General features: G+C 72.9%; 10 protein-coding genes. 6 read left to right on the top strand and 4 right to left on the bottom strand.

What is annotated here, in order from left to right; genetic code table 11:
* Window positions 1-385: 385 nt before the first annotated feature.
* Complete coding sequence (locus ACRX5S_RS27110) at window positions 386-1,033, bottom strand: Rid family hydrolase (protein WP_436775720.1); 648 nt, start codon at window positions 1,031-1,033, stop codon at window positions 386-388.
* A 77-nt stretch (window positions 1,034-1,110) separates the two neighbouring features.
* Complete coding sequence (locus ACRX5S_RS27105; protein WP_436775719.1) at window positions 1,111-2,724, bottom strand: flavin monoamine oxidase family protein; 1,614 nt, start codon at window positions 2,722-2,724, stop codon at window positions 1,111-1,113.
* 333 nt (window positions 2,725-3,057) lie between these two features.
* Between ACRX5S_RS27105 and ACRX5S_RS27100 the strand changes: the two genes are divergently transcribed.
* The 4 genes from ACRX5S_RS27100 (at window position 3,058) to ppgK (ending at window position 9,269) form a co-directional block, all read left to right on the top strand.
* Window positions 3,058-3,720 carry an ACT domain-containing protein gene (locus ACRX5S_RS27100; protein ID WP_436775718.1) on the top strand — a complete coding sequence of 221 codons (663 nt, stop codon included), beginning with the start codon at window positions 3,058-3,060 and terminating at the stop codon, window positions 3,718-3,720.
* Window positions 3,721-4,327: 607 nt separating this feature from the next.
* Window positions 4,328-5,491: an LCP family protein gene (locus ACRX5S_RS27095; RefSeq protein ID WP_436775717.1), complete on the top strand. Its 1,164-nt coding sequence runs from the start codon at window positions 4,328-4,330 to the stop codon at window positions 5,489-5,491.
* 223 nt (window positions 5,492-5,714) lie between these two features.
* Window positions 5,715-8,363, top strand: coding sequence for a right-handed parallel beta-helix repeat-containing protein (locus ACRX5S_RS27090; protein WP_436775716.1), 2,649 nt, complete (start codon window positions 5,715-5,717; stop codon window positions 8,361-8,363).
* Window positions 8,364-8,492: 129 nt separating this feature from the next.
* Entirely contained in the window at window positions 8,493-9,269 is a 777-nt protein-coding gene (gene ppgK, locus ACRX5S_RS27085; protein ID WP_436775806.1) for a polyphosphate--glucose phosphotransferase, read from the top strand.
* Window positions 9,270-9,377: 108 nt separating this feature from the next.
* On the opposite strand, the gene ACRX5S_RS27080 is transcribed toward ppgK, so the two are convergent.
* Together ACRX5S_RS27080 and ACRX5S_RS27075 are read right to left on the bottom strand one after the other, a co-directional pair.
* Complete coding sequence (locus tag ACRX5S_RS27080; protein ID WP_436775715.1) at window positions 9,378-11,042, bottom strand: amidohydrolase; 1,665 nt, start codon at window positions 11,040-11,042, stop codon at window positions 9,378-9,380.
* Between the two features lie 57 nt (window positions 11,043-11,099).
* A complete protein-coding gene (locus tag ACRX5S_RS27075; RefSeq protein WP_436775714.1) occupies window positions 11,100-11,669 on the bottom strand; it encodes an exonuclease domain-containing protein in 570 nt (189 codons plus the stop codon).
* Between the two features lie 79 nt (window positions 11,670-11,748).
* Here ACRX5S_RS27075 and ACRX5S_RS27070 point away from each other — a divergent pair, with 79 nt between their 5' ends.
* Together ACRX5S_RS27070 and ACRX5S_RS27065 are read left to right on the top strand one after the other, a co-directional pair.
* Window positions 11,749-12,678: a TIGR03564 family F420-dependent LLM class oxidoreductase gene (locus ACRX5S_RS27070; RefSeq protein ID WP_436775713.1), complete on the top strand. Its 930-nt coding sequence runs from the start codon at window positions 11,749-11,751 to the stop codon at window positions 12,676-12,678.
* Between the two features lie 203 nt (window positions 12,679-12,881).
* Window positions 12,882-13,520, top strand: a complete 639-nt coding sequence (locus ACRX5S_RS27065; protein ID WP_436775805.1) for an NADPH-dependent F420 reductase — start codon at window positions 12,882-12,884, stop codon at window positions 13,518-13,520.
* The last annotated feature ends 598 nt before the right edge of the window (window positions 13,521-14,118 follow it).

Here is a 14,118-nt window from a genome sequence, read left to right as displayed (position 1 = left end):
CCCCCCACCAGCCAGGCGCGGCCGACCCCGCCGCCGCACCGCTGCGCCGACGCACCGGGAGGCGGGACCCTTCCGGGCCCCGCCTCCCGTCGCGCCCGCCAACCGCCGGGCCATGCCCGCAACACCCGAGCCGCGCCCGCCAACCGCCGGGCTATGCCCGCAACCCCCGGGCTATGCCCGCAACACCCGGGCTATGCCCGCAACACCCGAGCCGTGCCCGGCACCCGCCGGGCCATGCCCGCAACCCCCGGGCTATGCCCGCAACACCCGTGCCGCGCCCGGCAACTCCTCGGGCCGTGCCCGGCACCCGCCGGGCCATGCCCCGCAACCCCGAGCCGTGCCCGGCAACTCCTCGGGCCGTGCCCGGCACCCCCCGGCCCTCCTCCTACCGGCGACCCTTCGGATAAGCCGCCGTCACCTCCACCTCGACCAGCCACCCCGGCACCGCGAGCGACGCCACCTCCATCGTGGCCCGCGCGGGACGCGCGTTGTTCGCCAGCAGCGGCGGCTTCGCGGGCGAGGTGCCCATCGGCACCGGCACCGGCTTGCGCGTCTGGAGGTCGATGTTCGCGAAGAACTGCCGGTACGCCCGGTTCCAGCCCGCATAGTCCGCGGTCGCCGCGCCCGGCGGCTTCATCAGGTAGCACTTCATCGTGATGACGTCCGCGGGCGTGAGCCCCGCCGCCTTCAGGTTGTCCTGAATCGCCTTCAGCACGACCAGGGCCTGCGCCTCGGTGACGCTCACCCCCTCCGCGCCCGCGGTCATCGCCGGATCGGTGAACCGCTCCGGGCTGTTCGCGGGCGCGCCCGGGTTCAGCGCGCCCGGCCCGAGCCCGCTGCTGGTGTAGATCGCGACCTCGTGCCCGGTGCCGACGCCCTGCGCGATGGCCGGGTTGCTCTGCCCCGCGGGCAGCATGACCCGGACCTCCTTGCCCCCGATGCGGTTGTTGTGCGCCTCGGCCACCGCGACCCCGCCGCCGAACAGCGCGATCGCCGACCCGACCGCGACGACGGTCTTTCTGCGACGCGACATTCCGGTTCGGCCTCCCGCGTCGGCGCCGTCCGCTGCCTCAGGCCGAGCACCCGCGATCTCCACAATGCCCCCCTCGTTCATGCCGCCATCACCCGCTGGTGGATCTCGGTCACGACCTTGCGCGCCGAGGTGAACGCGCCGTGCTGCCACGCGATGGTGTGGCTCAGCCAGTCGCCGGAGAAGTAGACGTTGCCCTGCGGCTCGTTGAGGAGCTTGTACTCGGGGCCGTCCTGGTTCGGCCAGCCGACCCAGCCGCCCTCGAATCCGGCCGTGCGGTGCCACGCGACGCTGAACGACGTGTCCAGCTCCTTGCGGTAGCGGTCGCCGAAGATCTTGACGCCCTGGTCCACCGCCCGCTTGGCCCGCTCTTCGTGCGTGAGCTTGCCGTACGACTCCGCCTGCGCCCCGAAGTGGTAGTAGCCGATGACCGTGCCGCGTCGGCCCTGGTAGCCGGTCGACGGGAACCACAGCGTGGCGAGGTCCAGGTCGGTCGGCACCACGCCGCCGTACATGTGGTCGTCCGCCTCCCACCACCGGCGCCGGTACTCCAGCCCGATCTTGCCGACCGCCAGCGGGGTCGGGGTGCGCAGCGCGGCGGCCACGTTCTCGCCCAGGTTGTGGCGCAGGCGCGCGGCGATGTGCGGGGGAGTCGCGACGACGCAGAAGTCGGCCCGCTCCACACGCTCGCGGCCGTGCCGGTCCCGCCACGAGACCTCGACGCCGCCCGGCACGTTCGCGACCCCGGTTGCCCAGGCCTCGTACGTGATGCGGTGGCGGCCCACCGCGCGCTCCAGCGCCTTCGGGATCGCGTCCATGCCGCCGACCGGCTGGAACATCATCATCGCCTGGTCGTAGCCGAACTCGAAGGAGAACCGCTGCCCGACGCCGCTCGCGAGCACGTCCGACAACGACGGGACCGGGCCGAGGACGGTGCCGCGCTCGTGCGCCGCGCCCGGCTCGACCGAGTAGCCGCGGCGGCCGGAGCCGGTGTATTTGAAACCCTCGGCCTTGCCCTTGATGGCGCCGAAGCTCTGGAGGAACGAGATGAGGCGATCCTTGTCCGCCTGTGAGAGGGCCGCGTCCAGAGCGCCCTGGTCGGTGGCCTTGGCCAGCAGCTCGGATATGTAGCCGTACACGTCCGCCTTGGCGGTACGCCAGCGCATCGGTTTCCCGGCGAGCGCCGGGGCGGCGTCGTGGTAGATGTACGCGTCGGCGTTGGCGTTCACGAACGCCTCCAACTCGACGCCGAGTTCGCGGCAGTAGTCCAACGTCACGTGCGACTGCGGGAGGCGGCCGGGGCCGCAGTTCATGTACTGGCCCTCGGTGAAGCGGGCACGCTGCGTGCGGCCGTCGAGGTCGGTCTCGGACGTCCCGCCGCGGGCCGTCCAGTTGCGGCCGCCGGGGCGGTTCTTGGCCTCCAGGATGCGGCAGTCGTACCCGGCTTTGCCCAGCTCGTACGCGGCGGCGAGCCCCGCGATCCCGGCCCCGAGCACGACGACCTTCTTGCGCCCGCGCCCGGTGAGCGTGAAGTCGGACGGCGACGGCGGCTTGTACGGCGCGGCCTCGGCGGTCGGGACCGGGGCGAGGCCCATCGCCCCCATCGTCGAGTACAGGACACCGGCTCCGCCGGCGACCCCGATGGAGCGCAGCAGGCTGCGCCGCGACGTTTCGGCGTTCAGGGGAACTCCCATGCGACCTCCTAGTGATCGCGATGGATCCTGCGGGAGCCCTGTTGCACCCGAATGGCGCAGCGGTTTCCGGGCCGTTGTCAAAAACTCATGCGAGTGAACGCCGTTCCGCCGCACGCCAGTCGCGCACACGCGCGTCACCGCGCCGCAACATGTGCGAAATGGACTGAACAGATGATCGGAACAGCCCCATACTCGTCATCCCAGGAGCACCGGAACCGGGCGCCGGGGATACGGCCGACCGGACGGCCGCGTCCCGGTCCGGACCGGCCTCCGGGACACCGAAGCGTCGTCCGCGCCACGCGGACGCGCCCAGTTGAAGGAGGCGGTCTCGCCATGTTGTTCCGCCTGCGGGTGTCGCTGCCCGACCGGCCCGGCTCGCTCGCCCGGGTTACCCACACGTTCGGCTCCGCCGGGGCCGACGTGTTGCAGATGACCGTCCTGGAGCGGGAAACCGGCCGTGCCGTCGACGAGTTCACCGTCGCGTGGCCCGGCGACCGGCCGATCGGCCGGCTGGTCGAGAGCTTGGAGGGCCTGGCGGGGGTACGCGTCGACGGCTGCTGGGCGGCGGGCGAGGTGCCGGGCGCGTCCCCCGAACTCGACGTCCTCGGCCAGATCGCCCGCGACCCCGGCCGCGCGGTCGCCACCCTCGTCGACGCGTCCCCCGCCCTCTTCCACGCGGCCTGGGCGGTCGCCACACGCGGCGGCAAGCCCCGCTCCGTCGTCCACGCGAGTTGGCAGTCCCCGGGCGTGCCGCGCCTCCCCACCGTGACCCCGCTGCGCCCGCTCGCCCTGGCCTTCGACCACGACCTCCACGGCCCCGACGTCTTCGGCGCCGCGGCCCCCATCGGCCTCTCCTGGCTGACCCTCTTCGTCGTCCGCACCGAAGGCCCCGCCTTCCACCGCACCGAACTCGAACGACTGGGCCGGCTGATCGACGTGGTCCAAGGAGTCCTGGGCACCCGCCCTCGCCCGACTCGGACCCCCCAACCCACCTGACCCCAAACGACAAGCCGCCTCCCGGCGTGCGGAGGTCAAGCGACGGGGCGCATCGGCGTCAAGCGGCCGGCCAGACAGGTCCGCCACCCCGCCCGCCGCCCACCTTGGTCCGCGCCGCCCCGTCCTCCTCCCACGCGGGCGTTCTCCCGCGCGGGCCCTCTCCGGCCCCGCCCCTCCCGCGCGGGCCCTCTCCGGCCTCGTCCCTCCGGCCCCGTCACTCCCGCGCCGTCCCCCTCCCGCGCCGTCCCCCTCCCGCGCCGTCCCCCTCCCGCGCCGACCCGCTCCGCGCGCCGGCCCGCTTCTGCGCCGGCCTGCTCCCGCCCTGTCCCTCCTGCGCCGTCCCTCCCGGCACTGTCCCTCTCCCGCGTCTTCCCTCTCCCGCCCCGTCCTCCTCCCACGCGGGCCCCTCATCCGCGGGGCGAAACGGGTGTTTTAGGGTTCTCTGACGATTAGTGCCTATATCGCAGGCTTATCTGTTAGGTGACACGCTGGTACAAGCCGGAACGCGGGGGCCGCCACTCCGTTGGTTCGGTTCCGGGTGCGCGGAGCGCACGATGCGCGGGATCTGGCGGTTCGGCAGTCCGGGGGCCAGGAGAAAGCGACATCTGTGCAGGAAGAGCATCAGCCCCCGGCCTCGGCCGACGGCACGGGAAACGGTCCCGACCCGCAGCCGCAGGGTCGGGGTGCGCGGCGGCGCAACGGGCGCCGCAGGCGCCGTCGGCGCATCCTGGTCGGCATAGCCGCCGGGCTGGCGGTGCTCCTGCTCGCCGCGGGCGGCATCGCATGGTGGGCGTACGAGCGCCTCAACGGCAACATCAAGACCGAGGACTTCGCCGCCAAGCTCGGCGACGACAAGAACCGGCCGGTGGCCACCGAAGCGCTCAACATCCTGCTCGTCGGCACGGACAACCGCACGGGCGACAACGCGCAGTACGGCAGTGACGTCGGCGACACGCAGCGGTCCGACACCACGATCCTGCTGCACGTGCCCGAGGGCCGGAAGAGCGCCCTCGGCGTCAGCTTCCCGCGCGACCTCATGGTCGACGTCCCCTCCTGCCAGAAGGCCGACGGGACGATGTCGCGCGCGTACTTCGGGATGTTCAACAGCGCGATGGAGGTCGGCGGGACGGCCTGCACCATCAAGGCGGTCGAACAGTTGACCGGTGTCCGTGTCGACCACCAGGTCACCGTCGACTTCACCGGCTTCAAGAAGCTCGTCGACGCCATGGGCGGCGTCCCGATCCACCTCGACGAGCCGATCGACGACAAGGCCGCCAAGCTCGACCTCCCGGCCGGCGACGTGACGCTCAACGGAGAACAGGCCCTCGGCTTCGTCCGGGCCCGCAAGAGCATCGGCGACGGCAGCGACCTCCAGCGCATCGAGCGCCAACAGCTCTTCCTGACCGCGATGGTCGCCAAGGTGAAGAACGAGAGCCTGCTCACCAGCCCCGCGCGGCTCTACGGCATCCTCGACGCGGCCACGAAGGCCATCACGACCGATCCCGGCCTCGGCTCCCTCAGGGACCTGTACGACCTGCTCAACAGCCTCAAGAACATCCCGCAGGGCGCGGTGACCTTCGAGACGGTGCCGACCGCCACCTACGCCCCCGACCCGAACCGGGTCGCGCTGGTGCGACCCGAGGCCGACGTCCAGTTCGCCCGTCTGCGCGACGAGTCCGCGGCCGTCGTCCCGGACAATCCGGGCGCGAACGCCGGGTCCACCCCCGCGCCCACGACCGCCCCCGGCGCGCTGACGACGACCGACCCGTAGCCGCGCCGAAGCCGTGTCGCGCCCCCGCTCGCGACCGGCGGAAAAATTGTGTCTAGCACTATGTGGCGGTTCGTGGGCGGATACCCGTGACCTCGGCGTGACCCCTCGTCGTTGGACTGTACGGTGCAGGTGACCATGTCCCGCGCTGTGTCTGCGCCGGGCCTGGCTACGGTGATTCACCGGGCGAAATACGGGATACCGAGGGGTTGGTGGCAGGCGCGCCATGGCGGGTCGGGTTCTTCAGGTCGTGCAGGGCACCCGCTGGCGGCGCCGTTCGGGGGAGTACTCCTCGATCGGCCAGGCGCTTGCGGCCGCGGCACCGGGTGATTCGGTGACCGTCGCCTCCGGGACCTATCAGGAGGACGTCGTGATCGGCGTCCCGGTGACCGTCACCTGCGCGGACGGCCCCGGCACCGTGTTCCTGGAGGCCGCCGACGGCGTCGCCCTCACCGTGCTCGCCGACGCCGCGGTGCACGGCGTCACCGTCACCGGCGGGGCCGGGGTGCTGTCGTCCGCGGTCGTCGTGGACGCGTGCTCGCCGATACTGGAGGAGCTGACCGTACGCGCCCTCTCCGTGGTCGCCGTGGAGGTCCGCGGCGGTGCCGACCCGGTGCTGCGCCGCTGCCGCATCGGCAACCCGCAGGGGATAGGCGTCGGCGTCACCGGCCTCGCCCGGGGCCGGTTCGAGGACTGCGAGATCTCCGGCACCGGACGCGAGGGCATCGACGTACGCGACGGTGCGCGGCCCGAGGTGGTCGACTGCCGTCTGCGCGACATCTCCGGCCACGGCATGCGCTTCAGCGGCCCCGGGACCGGCGGCACGGTCTCCAACTGCGAGATCCACGACGGCTCCGACACCGAGCCCGCGGTGTTCGCGGGGGACCAGGCGACGCCCGAACTGCTCGGGTGCCACATCCACGACGTCGGCGGCGGGGGCGTGTGCGTCGCGGGCGGTGCCGCCCCGACCGTCACCGAGTGCCGCATCGAGCGGGTCGGCTGGGCCGGGATCTCCGTCGGCGGGCAGTCCAGCGGCGGAAGCGCCGCCCGCACCGAGATCACCGCGGTCAAGGGCACCGGCGTCCAGGTCGACGACCTCGCGGCTTTCACGCTGGAGGACTGCACGATCCGGGACGCCGAGGCCAACGGCGTGTCCGTCGACCGCGGGGCCACCGCGACCCTCGTCGGCTGCCGCCTGCGGGACACCGGCCGCAGCGGGGTCGACGTCCACGGGCACAGCGAAGTCACGCTCACCAACTGCACGTTGCGCAGCTTCGGGCGCAACGGCCTGTCCATCGCGGACCACGGCGCCCGGGCGTCCGTCATCGACTGCGAGTTCCACGACTCGACCGGCGGGCACCCCGCGGTGTGGGTCGGGGACGGCGCCGACGCGGCTCTGGGCGACTGCCGCATCCACGACGTCCTGGACGCCGTCAAGGTCGGCGGCGTGGGCACCGGACTGTCCATGCAGGGCTGCGAGATCCACGACGTCGAGGAGACCGCGGTCTCGGTCGGCCAGGGCGCGATCGTGTCGGTGAACGGCTGCCGCATCCGCAAGGGCACCACGGGCGTGTGGTTCACCGAGGCGGACTGCGGCGGCATCGTCGCCGACTGCGTGATCGAGGACGTCACCGACGGCGTCACGGTCACCGGCGCGGCCGGGCCGACCGTGCGCCGGGTCACCGTCGAGCGGGCGTCCGGCGAGGGCATCCGCATCTCCGGCGGCGGCCGCGGCGACTTCGAGGACTGCGAGGTTGCCAACGGGCGCGGCTACGCGATCCACGTGCGCGAGGGCTGCCAGCCGTCGTTCACCCGCTGCCGTACGCGCGGAAACGCCAAGGGCGGCTTCGAGTTCGCCGACTCCGGGCCGATCGCGGCCGAGTGCACGTCGCAGGGCGACGGCCCCGGCTCCGGGGGCGGGGACGGCGGCGCGGCCCCCGCGACGCTGCGGCCGGAGTCGAAGCAGGCCGGCGTCGCGACGCTCACCGAGCGGCTGACGCTGCCCGGCGCGCGCGAGGGCGGCAGCCCGGGCGGCGACGACGACGCGGGCGCGGCGGCGTCCCGCAGCCCCGAGGAACTGCTCGGCGAACTCGACGCGTTGGTGGGTCTGGAGTCGGTCAAGCGCGAGGTGCGCAACCTGATCGACCTCATCTCGGTCGGACGGCGGCGCGAGGAGGCGGGCCTGAAGGCGCCGACCCTCAGACGCCACCTGGTCTTCACAGGCTCACCGGGCACCGGCAAGACGACCGTCGCCCGGCTGTACGGCGAAATCGCCGCCGCACTGGGGGTGTTGCGCCGCGGACACCTCGTCGAGGTCTCGCGCGTCGACCTGGTGGGCGAGCACATCGGCTCGACCGCGCCGCGTACCAAGGAGGTCTTCGACCGGGCCCGGGGCGGCGTGCTGTTCATCGACGAGGCGTACAGCCTCGCGCCGCCCGACCCCTCGCGCGACTTCGGCCGCGAGGCGATCGACACGCTCGTCAAGCTGATGGAGGACCACCGCGACGACGTCGTGGTGATCGTCGCGGGTTACACCGACGAGATGGAGCGCTTCCTGTCCTCCAACCCCGGCTTCGGGTCCCGTTTCTCACGCACCATCACTTTCCAGGACTACGCCGCCGAGGACCTGGTCGAGATCACCGGCAAGCAGGTCGCCGAGCACGAGTACGTGCTGACCGACGCCGCGCGCGGTTCGCTGCTCACGTACTTCCGCAGGTTGCCGCGCGGGTCGGGCTTCGGCAACGCGCGCGAGGCGCGCCGGACCTTCGAGACGATGATCGAGAACCACGCGTCGCGCCTGGCCCGCATGCCGGAGGCGGGCATGGAGGACCTGCGCACGCTGCACGCCGCGGACCTGCCGGACCTGCCCGCCTGAGGCCGGCGCCCTGTATTCCGCCGCCGGTACGCCGCCCGGGTGGCGGGTTGGGCCGTATGGCCACCCGGGCGACAACGAAGCGGTCGCGAATCGTGGCGTACGTGGCCAGGAGGTGGACAACAGGTGAAGATGGGCAACGTGGACACCTGTCTGGGCATCGACATCGGCGGCACGGGGATCAAGGGCGCCCCCGTGGACACCGCGGCCGGACGCCTGCTGCACGAGCGCGTGCGCATCCTGACGCCGCAGCCCTCCGCACCCGACCCCGTGGTGGAGGTCGTACGGGACGTCGTGGCGCGGTTCTCGTGGCGCGGGCCGGTGGGCATCACCTTCCCCGGCGTCGTCGTGGACGGGACGACGCGCACCGCGGCCAACGTCGACAAGGGCTGGGTCGACCTCGACGCCCGCAAGGTGTTCGCCGAGGCGCTGCGCCTGCCCGTGACGGTCGTCAACGACGCGGACGCCGCCGGGATCGCCGAGATGCGCTTCGGAGCCGGGCAGGGCCGCGGCGGGACGGTACTGGTCCTGACGTTCGGCACCGGCATCGGCAGTGCGCTGTTCCACGACGGGGCGCTGGTCCCCAACACCGAGTTCGGGCACCTCGAACTGAACGGCCACGAGGCGGAGCACCACGCGGCGGGCAACGTCCGCGAGGAGCACGACCTGAGCTGGGAGCACTGGGCGCACCGCGTGCAGAAGTACCTGCTGCACCTGGAAATGCTGTTCTCGCCCGCGCTGTTCATCATCGGCGGCGGGGTCAGCAAGAAGGCCGACAAGTTCCTGCCGCACATCAAGCACGTGCGCGCGGAGATCGTGCCTGCGGCCCTGCACAACGACGCGGGTATCGTCGGCGCCGCGCTCGCGGCCCAAGAGGGCTGCGGGGACGCGCTGTTGCCGAAGTCCTGAGCGTGAGGCGGCTGTTGCCCAAGTCCTGAGGGCGAGGCGGCTGTTGACAACATCCTGAGCCCAGGGCGGCTGTTGACCACGGCGGTCGGGGTCGGCCGGTCGACCGCCTCAGTCGCCCGCCTCCCCGTACACCAACCGCCCCGCCAGATACGTCGCCACCACCGTGATGTCGCCGATCTCCTCCGGCGGCACGTCGTGCGGATCCGCGCCCAGCACCACCAGGTCGGCGTACTTCCCCGGGGTGATCGACCCGGTGATGTCGTCGCAGAAGAGCTGGTACGCGGCGTCGATCGTCTCCGCGCGCAGCGCCTGATCGACCGTCAGGCACTCCTCCGGCGCCAGCAGTCGCCCCTCGCGCGACCGGCGCGTAGTGGCCACCGTGATGTTGTGCAGCGGGTTCTCCGGCGTCGTGGGCGGGTCGTTGTGCAGCGAGATCCGCATGCCGGCGTCGACCGCTGACCGCGCGGCGGCCCAGCGCGCGCCGTACCTCTCGCCGAACAACTCGTCCGTCAGCACCTCGCCCCAGTAGTAGACGTGGTCGATGAACACGCTTGCCGTGACCCCGAGTTGGGCGGCCCGCACGAACTGGTCCTGGCGCATCGCGCCGACGTGCTCCAGGCGCAGGCGATGGTCGCGCCGCGGGTAGCGCGACAGCACGCTCTCGTACGCGTCCAGCACCATGTCGATCGCGAGGTCGCCGTGGGCGTGGCAGGCGACCTGCCAGCCCAGCGGGAAGTACGCCTCCACCAGCGCCGCGAGGGCGTCCCACGAGTAGTTGGTCCGGGCGCGCGGCCGCGTCCCCAGGCCGAGGCTGCGCGTCAACTCCGTGTCCAGGTAAGGGAACGACACCGCGATGTTGCCGACCCACGGTGAGCCGTCCACCCAGATCTTGACGCCCACCTGGCGGACCATGTCGTCGCCCGCCCCCGGCACCAGGTTGCGCGGCGGCGCGTCCTCGACCGGCGCGTACAGCCGCATCCGCACGGTCAGGCCGTCGAGGTCGCGCCCCGGGTCGAGCAGCGCGCGGCGCCATTCGGGCAGGCACGCCATCTCGCTGATGGTGGTGACGCCGACCTGGTTGAGGCGCCGGACCTCGCGCGCGAGCGCGCGGGTGAGCTGGAGGCGCGGGTGCGGCTGGTCCGGGAACAGGCGGCGGATCGCGCCCGCTTCGTACGCGGTGCCGGTGAGCCGTCCGCCCGCGTCCCGCCCGAAGCGCGCCCCGGGTGGATCGGGTACGCCGTCGTCCACGCCCGCGCGTTCGGCGGCCCGCGTGTTGAAGAAGCCGAGGTGCGCCGACTGGGTGAGGATGACCAGTGGTGCGTCCGGGGCGACTTCGTCCAGCCACGCGAGCGTCGGGTCGGGCAGCCCGGGGCCGTGCCCGATCGGATCCCAGCCGATGAACGACGCCCCCGCGGACCCCCGCGCGGCCAGCGTCTTGCGGATGGTGTCGACGACCTCGTCCGGCGTCGGCACGGTCATCGGCCGGATGTCGACCAGGTCGGTGCCGAACAGCCGGGCCTCGACGATCACGTGACCGTGCGCCTCCACGAAGCCCGGCACCAGGCAGCCGCCGCCCAGCTCGACCACGCGGGTGTCCGGCCCGGCCCAGTCCCGGGCCTCCGCGCGGGAGCCGACGCCGGTGATGCGGCCGTCGCGCACCGCGACCGCCTCGGCGTGCGGTCTTCCCCGGTCCATCGTCACGACTCGGCCGAGGAAGAGCAGGTCGGCGTCGTGGCGGGCAGGGGGGCCGGGATCGGGTGCGACGGTGCTCACCCCCGCCCGATACCCAGGGGTTCGATCACTGAAGCAGGCCGAACCGTGCCCACCCGGTCACCGCGCGGCGGTGCTCCGCCCGGCGGCGAGGAGGTCGGCCAGCATGCCGGCGATGTTCCACGCGTCGTCCACGCCGCGGTGGTGCGTGCCCTCCAGCGGCCGTCCGGCCTGGGCCAGGGCCCCGGCCATGCCGAGTTCCCGGGGCAGCGCGTGCACGAGCGAGAACAGCGTCTTGACGTTGAGGTGGCGGGTACCGAAGGGGTACGCGGTGCCCAGGTCGCGGCACTGGCGTTCGAACTGCTGCCGGTCGTACTCGCCCCAACTGGCCCACACCCGTTCGTGCGAGCGGTACTCCGAGCGCAGCATCGCGCACGCCTGCGCGAACGTGGTGCCGCCGTCGACGTCGGCCTGGGTGAGCGTGGTCAATTCGGTGCAGAAGGCGCTCACCGAGGAGCGCTCGGGCCGCACCAGGATGCCGCGCCTGCGGTTGCGCTCGCCGGTCGCGACGTCCAGTTCCGTCACGCCGATCTCGATGATGTCGGACGTCTCACCGGGCGGGACGCCGTCGTCCCAGCAAGTGGCCTCGACGTCCACCACGAGGATCCGGTCCAGGAGTCGCTTCGCCATGGCGCGATCCAAGCAGCCCTGGTACCACGTACGGAACAGGTTTTCGCACCGCGGCAGCGGTCGCACATCGGAGGCGGGCATGCGGATCGGCGTTTTCATCGGCGACGTCAGCGGCGGGCGCACCAGCATCGAGGGCGTGCTGGAACGGGCGCGCCGGGCGGAGGAGGCGGGCTTCGCATCCGCCTGGCTGCCGCACATGCCGTGGAGCCTGGACGCGCTGACCGGGCTCGCGCTCGCGGGCACCGTCACGTCGCGGATCGAACTGGGCACCGCGGTCGTGCCGACCTATCCGCGGCACCCGCTGGCCATGGCGCAGCAGGCCATGTCGACGCAGGCGGCGACCGGGGGACGCCTGGCGCTGGGCATCGGGCCGTCGCACCCCGGGGTGATCGAGGGCATGCACGGCCTGTCCTACGACCGCCCCGCGCGCCATGTGCGCGAGTACGTCGAGGTCCTGAAAGCGGCGCAGGCGGGCGGCATGGACCGCATCTCCTACGAGGGCGAGCTGTACCGCGTGGACGCCCTGCTCGACGTGCCCGGCGGCGAGCCCTACCCGGTGCTGGTCGCGGCGCTGGCCCCGCTGATGCTGAAGCTGGCGGGCGAGGTCGGCGACGGCACCATCACGTACTGGGCCGACGAGCGGGCGGTCGGCGAGCACATCGCCCCGCGCATCAACGCCGCGGCGGAGGCGGCGGGCCGCGCGGCACCGCGCGTGATCGTGGGCCTGCCCGTGGCGATCGTGGACGACGTCGACGCGGCGCGCGAGAAGGCGGCGCGGATGTTCGCGATGTACCAGGGGATCCCGGCGTACCAGCGGGTGCTGTCGCTGGGCGACGCGGGGGCGCCGGCCGGGGTGGCGCTGATCGGCGACGAGAAGTCGGTCGCGGAGCGGGTGCGGGCGTACGCCGACGCGGGCGGCACCGACCTCATGGCCGCACCCCTCGGGCTCGGCCCCGACCGCGCCGAATCGCTGGCGCGCACCGAGGAGTTCCTGCTGTCGCTGACGTGACCGGGTGCGGTGGCCGCAGACCTTCACCGGTTCGGCAAGCCTTTGCGGCCACCGCCCTGGCCGGGGAGAGCTCGGCCGGGGTGGACCGGGGAGGCCGCCTCCGAGAGCGGGCCGTCCCCTCCATTTCCTCCCCGACACCGCGTGAATCGGACAACCGGGCGTTCGGAGAAATGTTCCTGCGCGGACCGTCGTTGACGGTGATCATGGACATCGGAATCGTGGGAACCGGAAATGTCGCGCAGGCCGTCGCCCGGGGGTGGGTCGCCGCGGGGCACGACGTCGTGTTGGGCTCGCGGGTGCCGGAGGGCCGGGTGGGGCTGCCCGCGCCCGTGGTGAGCGTCGCGGAAGCCGTGGTGCACGGCCGCATTGTGGTCAACGCGACGCCCGGCACGGAGTCCGTCGCGGTGCTCACGGGAGTCGGCGCCCAGGCGTTCACCGGCAAGACGATCGTCGACATCGCGGTCGGCTTCACCGCCGAGGGGCTGTCGCACCCGCGCGAGTCCCTGGGCGAGGAGATCCAGCGCGCGTTCCCCGGCGTCCCGGTCGTCAAGACGCTGGCCACCGTGACGGCCTCGGTCATGAGCGACCCCGGGCGGCTGACCGAGCCCGGCACGGTATTCGTGTCCGGCGACGACGCCGCCGCCAAGGCCGAGGTGACAGGGCTCCTGACGGACCTCGGCTGGCCGCGCGACAGCGTGCTGGACCTGGGCGGCATCGCGACGGCCGGCGGGCAGGAGCACTTCGCCCTGCTCTTCCTCGGCATCGCGGGCGCGCTCGGCACACACGAGTTCAACGTCAAGGTGGTGCCCCTGGCACCGAAGGCGGACGGCCCGACCGGCTGAGCACCCGGCGGGCACCCGCGTCCCGCCGACACCGAACACGACGCAATACGCACCACCGAACGCGCGTGGTGCACATCCCGGGCGGCGGCAGGGGGGGGTGGCCGCCGCCCGGGACCCGGTACTGCCCGCGAAGGGCGTATCGGCCAGGCGCTCGGCACGCCAAGGGGGGAGTTAGGCGTGCGGTGCGCCCGGGGCGCGAGGCGTGGTCAGGCCGCGTTGCGGCGATGGACCACGGAGGTGGCAGTCGTGAAGATTTTGGTCGTCCCCCGGTTTCCCCACCCCCACAACGTATCGCGCGCAGGGAATGGTTCCCGCCAAGCCCCGGGACGCGCAACGACTGTTCTCGTGGCGGCGCCGGTCCCATGGCGTACAAATGCAGCGATCCCAATGGATCTCCCCCCGGGCAGTCGCGGTCCGTCGGAGCCGCGCCGCAGCACACCCCCAAGACTGGCAGATGCGGGGCGGTCGGGGCATCCCGCGCATGGAGTATTCGCGGCGGCCGGTCTCGTTCTGGCGGAGGAGCGGCGGCCGGACGGGCGGAAGCCGGACACGGCGCGGCGGCCGGCCACCGCATCGGGTGGCCGGCCGCCGCGCCGTG

Source organism: Yinghuangia sp. YIM S09857 (genome assembly GCF_051388915.1).
In the GTDB taxonomy this organism is placed as follows: domain Bacteria; phylum Actinomycetota; class Actinomycetes; order Streptomycetales; family Streptomycetaceae; genus Yinghuangia.
Note: the sequence above shows the minus strand (reverse complement) of the source record. Positions and strands in the feature narration are given on the sequence as shown.

Bases quoted from the DNA above. Each gene is read 5' to 3' on its own strand.
- ACRX5S_RS27110 (WP_436775720.1), bottom strand. From the start codon at position 1,033: ATGTCGCGTCGCAGAAAGACCGTCGTCGCGGTCGGGTCGGCGATCGCG.
- ACRX5S_RS27105 (WP_436775719.1), bottom strand. From the start codon at position 2,724: ATGGGAGTTCCCCTGAACGCCGAAACGTCGCGGCGCAGCCTGCTGCGC.
- ACRX5S_RS27100 (WP_436775718.1), top strand. From the start codon at position 3,058: ATGTTGTTCCGCCTGCGGGTGTCGCTGCCCGACCGGCCCGGCTCGCTC.
- ACRX5S_RS27090 (WP_436775716.1), top strand. From the start codon at position 5,715: ATGGCGGGTCGGGTTCTTCAGGTCGTGCAGGGCACCCGCTGGCGGCGC.
- ppgK (WP_436775806.1), top strand. From the start codon at position 8,493: ATGGGCAACGTGGACACCTGTCTGGGCATCGACATCGGCGGCACGGGG.
- ACRX5S_RS27075 (WP_436775714.1), bottom strand. From the start codon at position 11,669: ATGGCGAAGCGACTCCTGGACCGGATCCTCGTGGTGGACGTCGAGGCC.
- ACRX5S_RS27070 (WP_436775713.1), top strand. From the start codon at position 11,749: ATGCGGATCGGCGTTTTCATCGGCGACGTCAGCGGCGGGCGCACCAGC.
- ACRX5S_RS27065 (WP_436775805.1), top strand. From the start codon at position 12,882: ATGGACATCGGAATCGTGGGAACCGGAAATGTCGCGCAGGCCGTCGCC.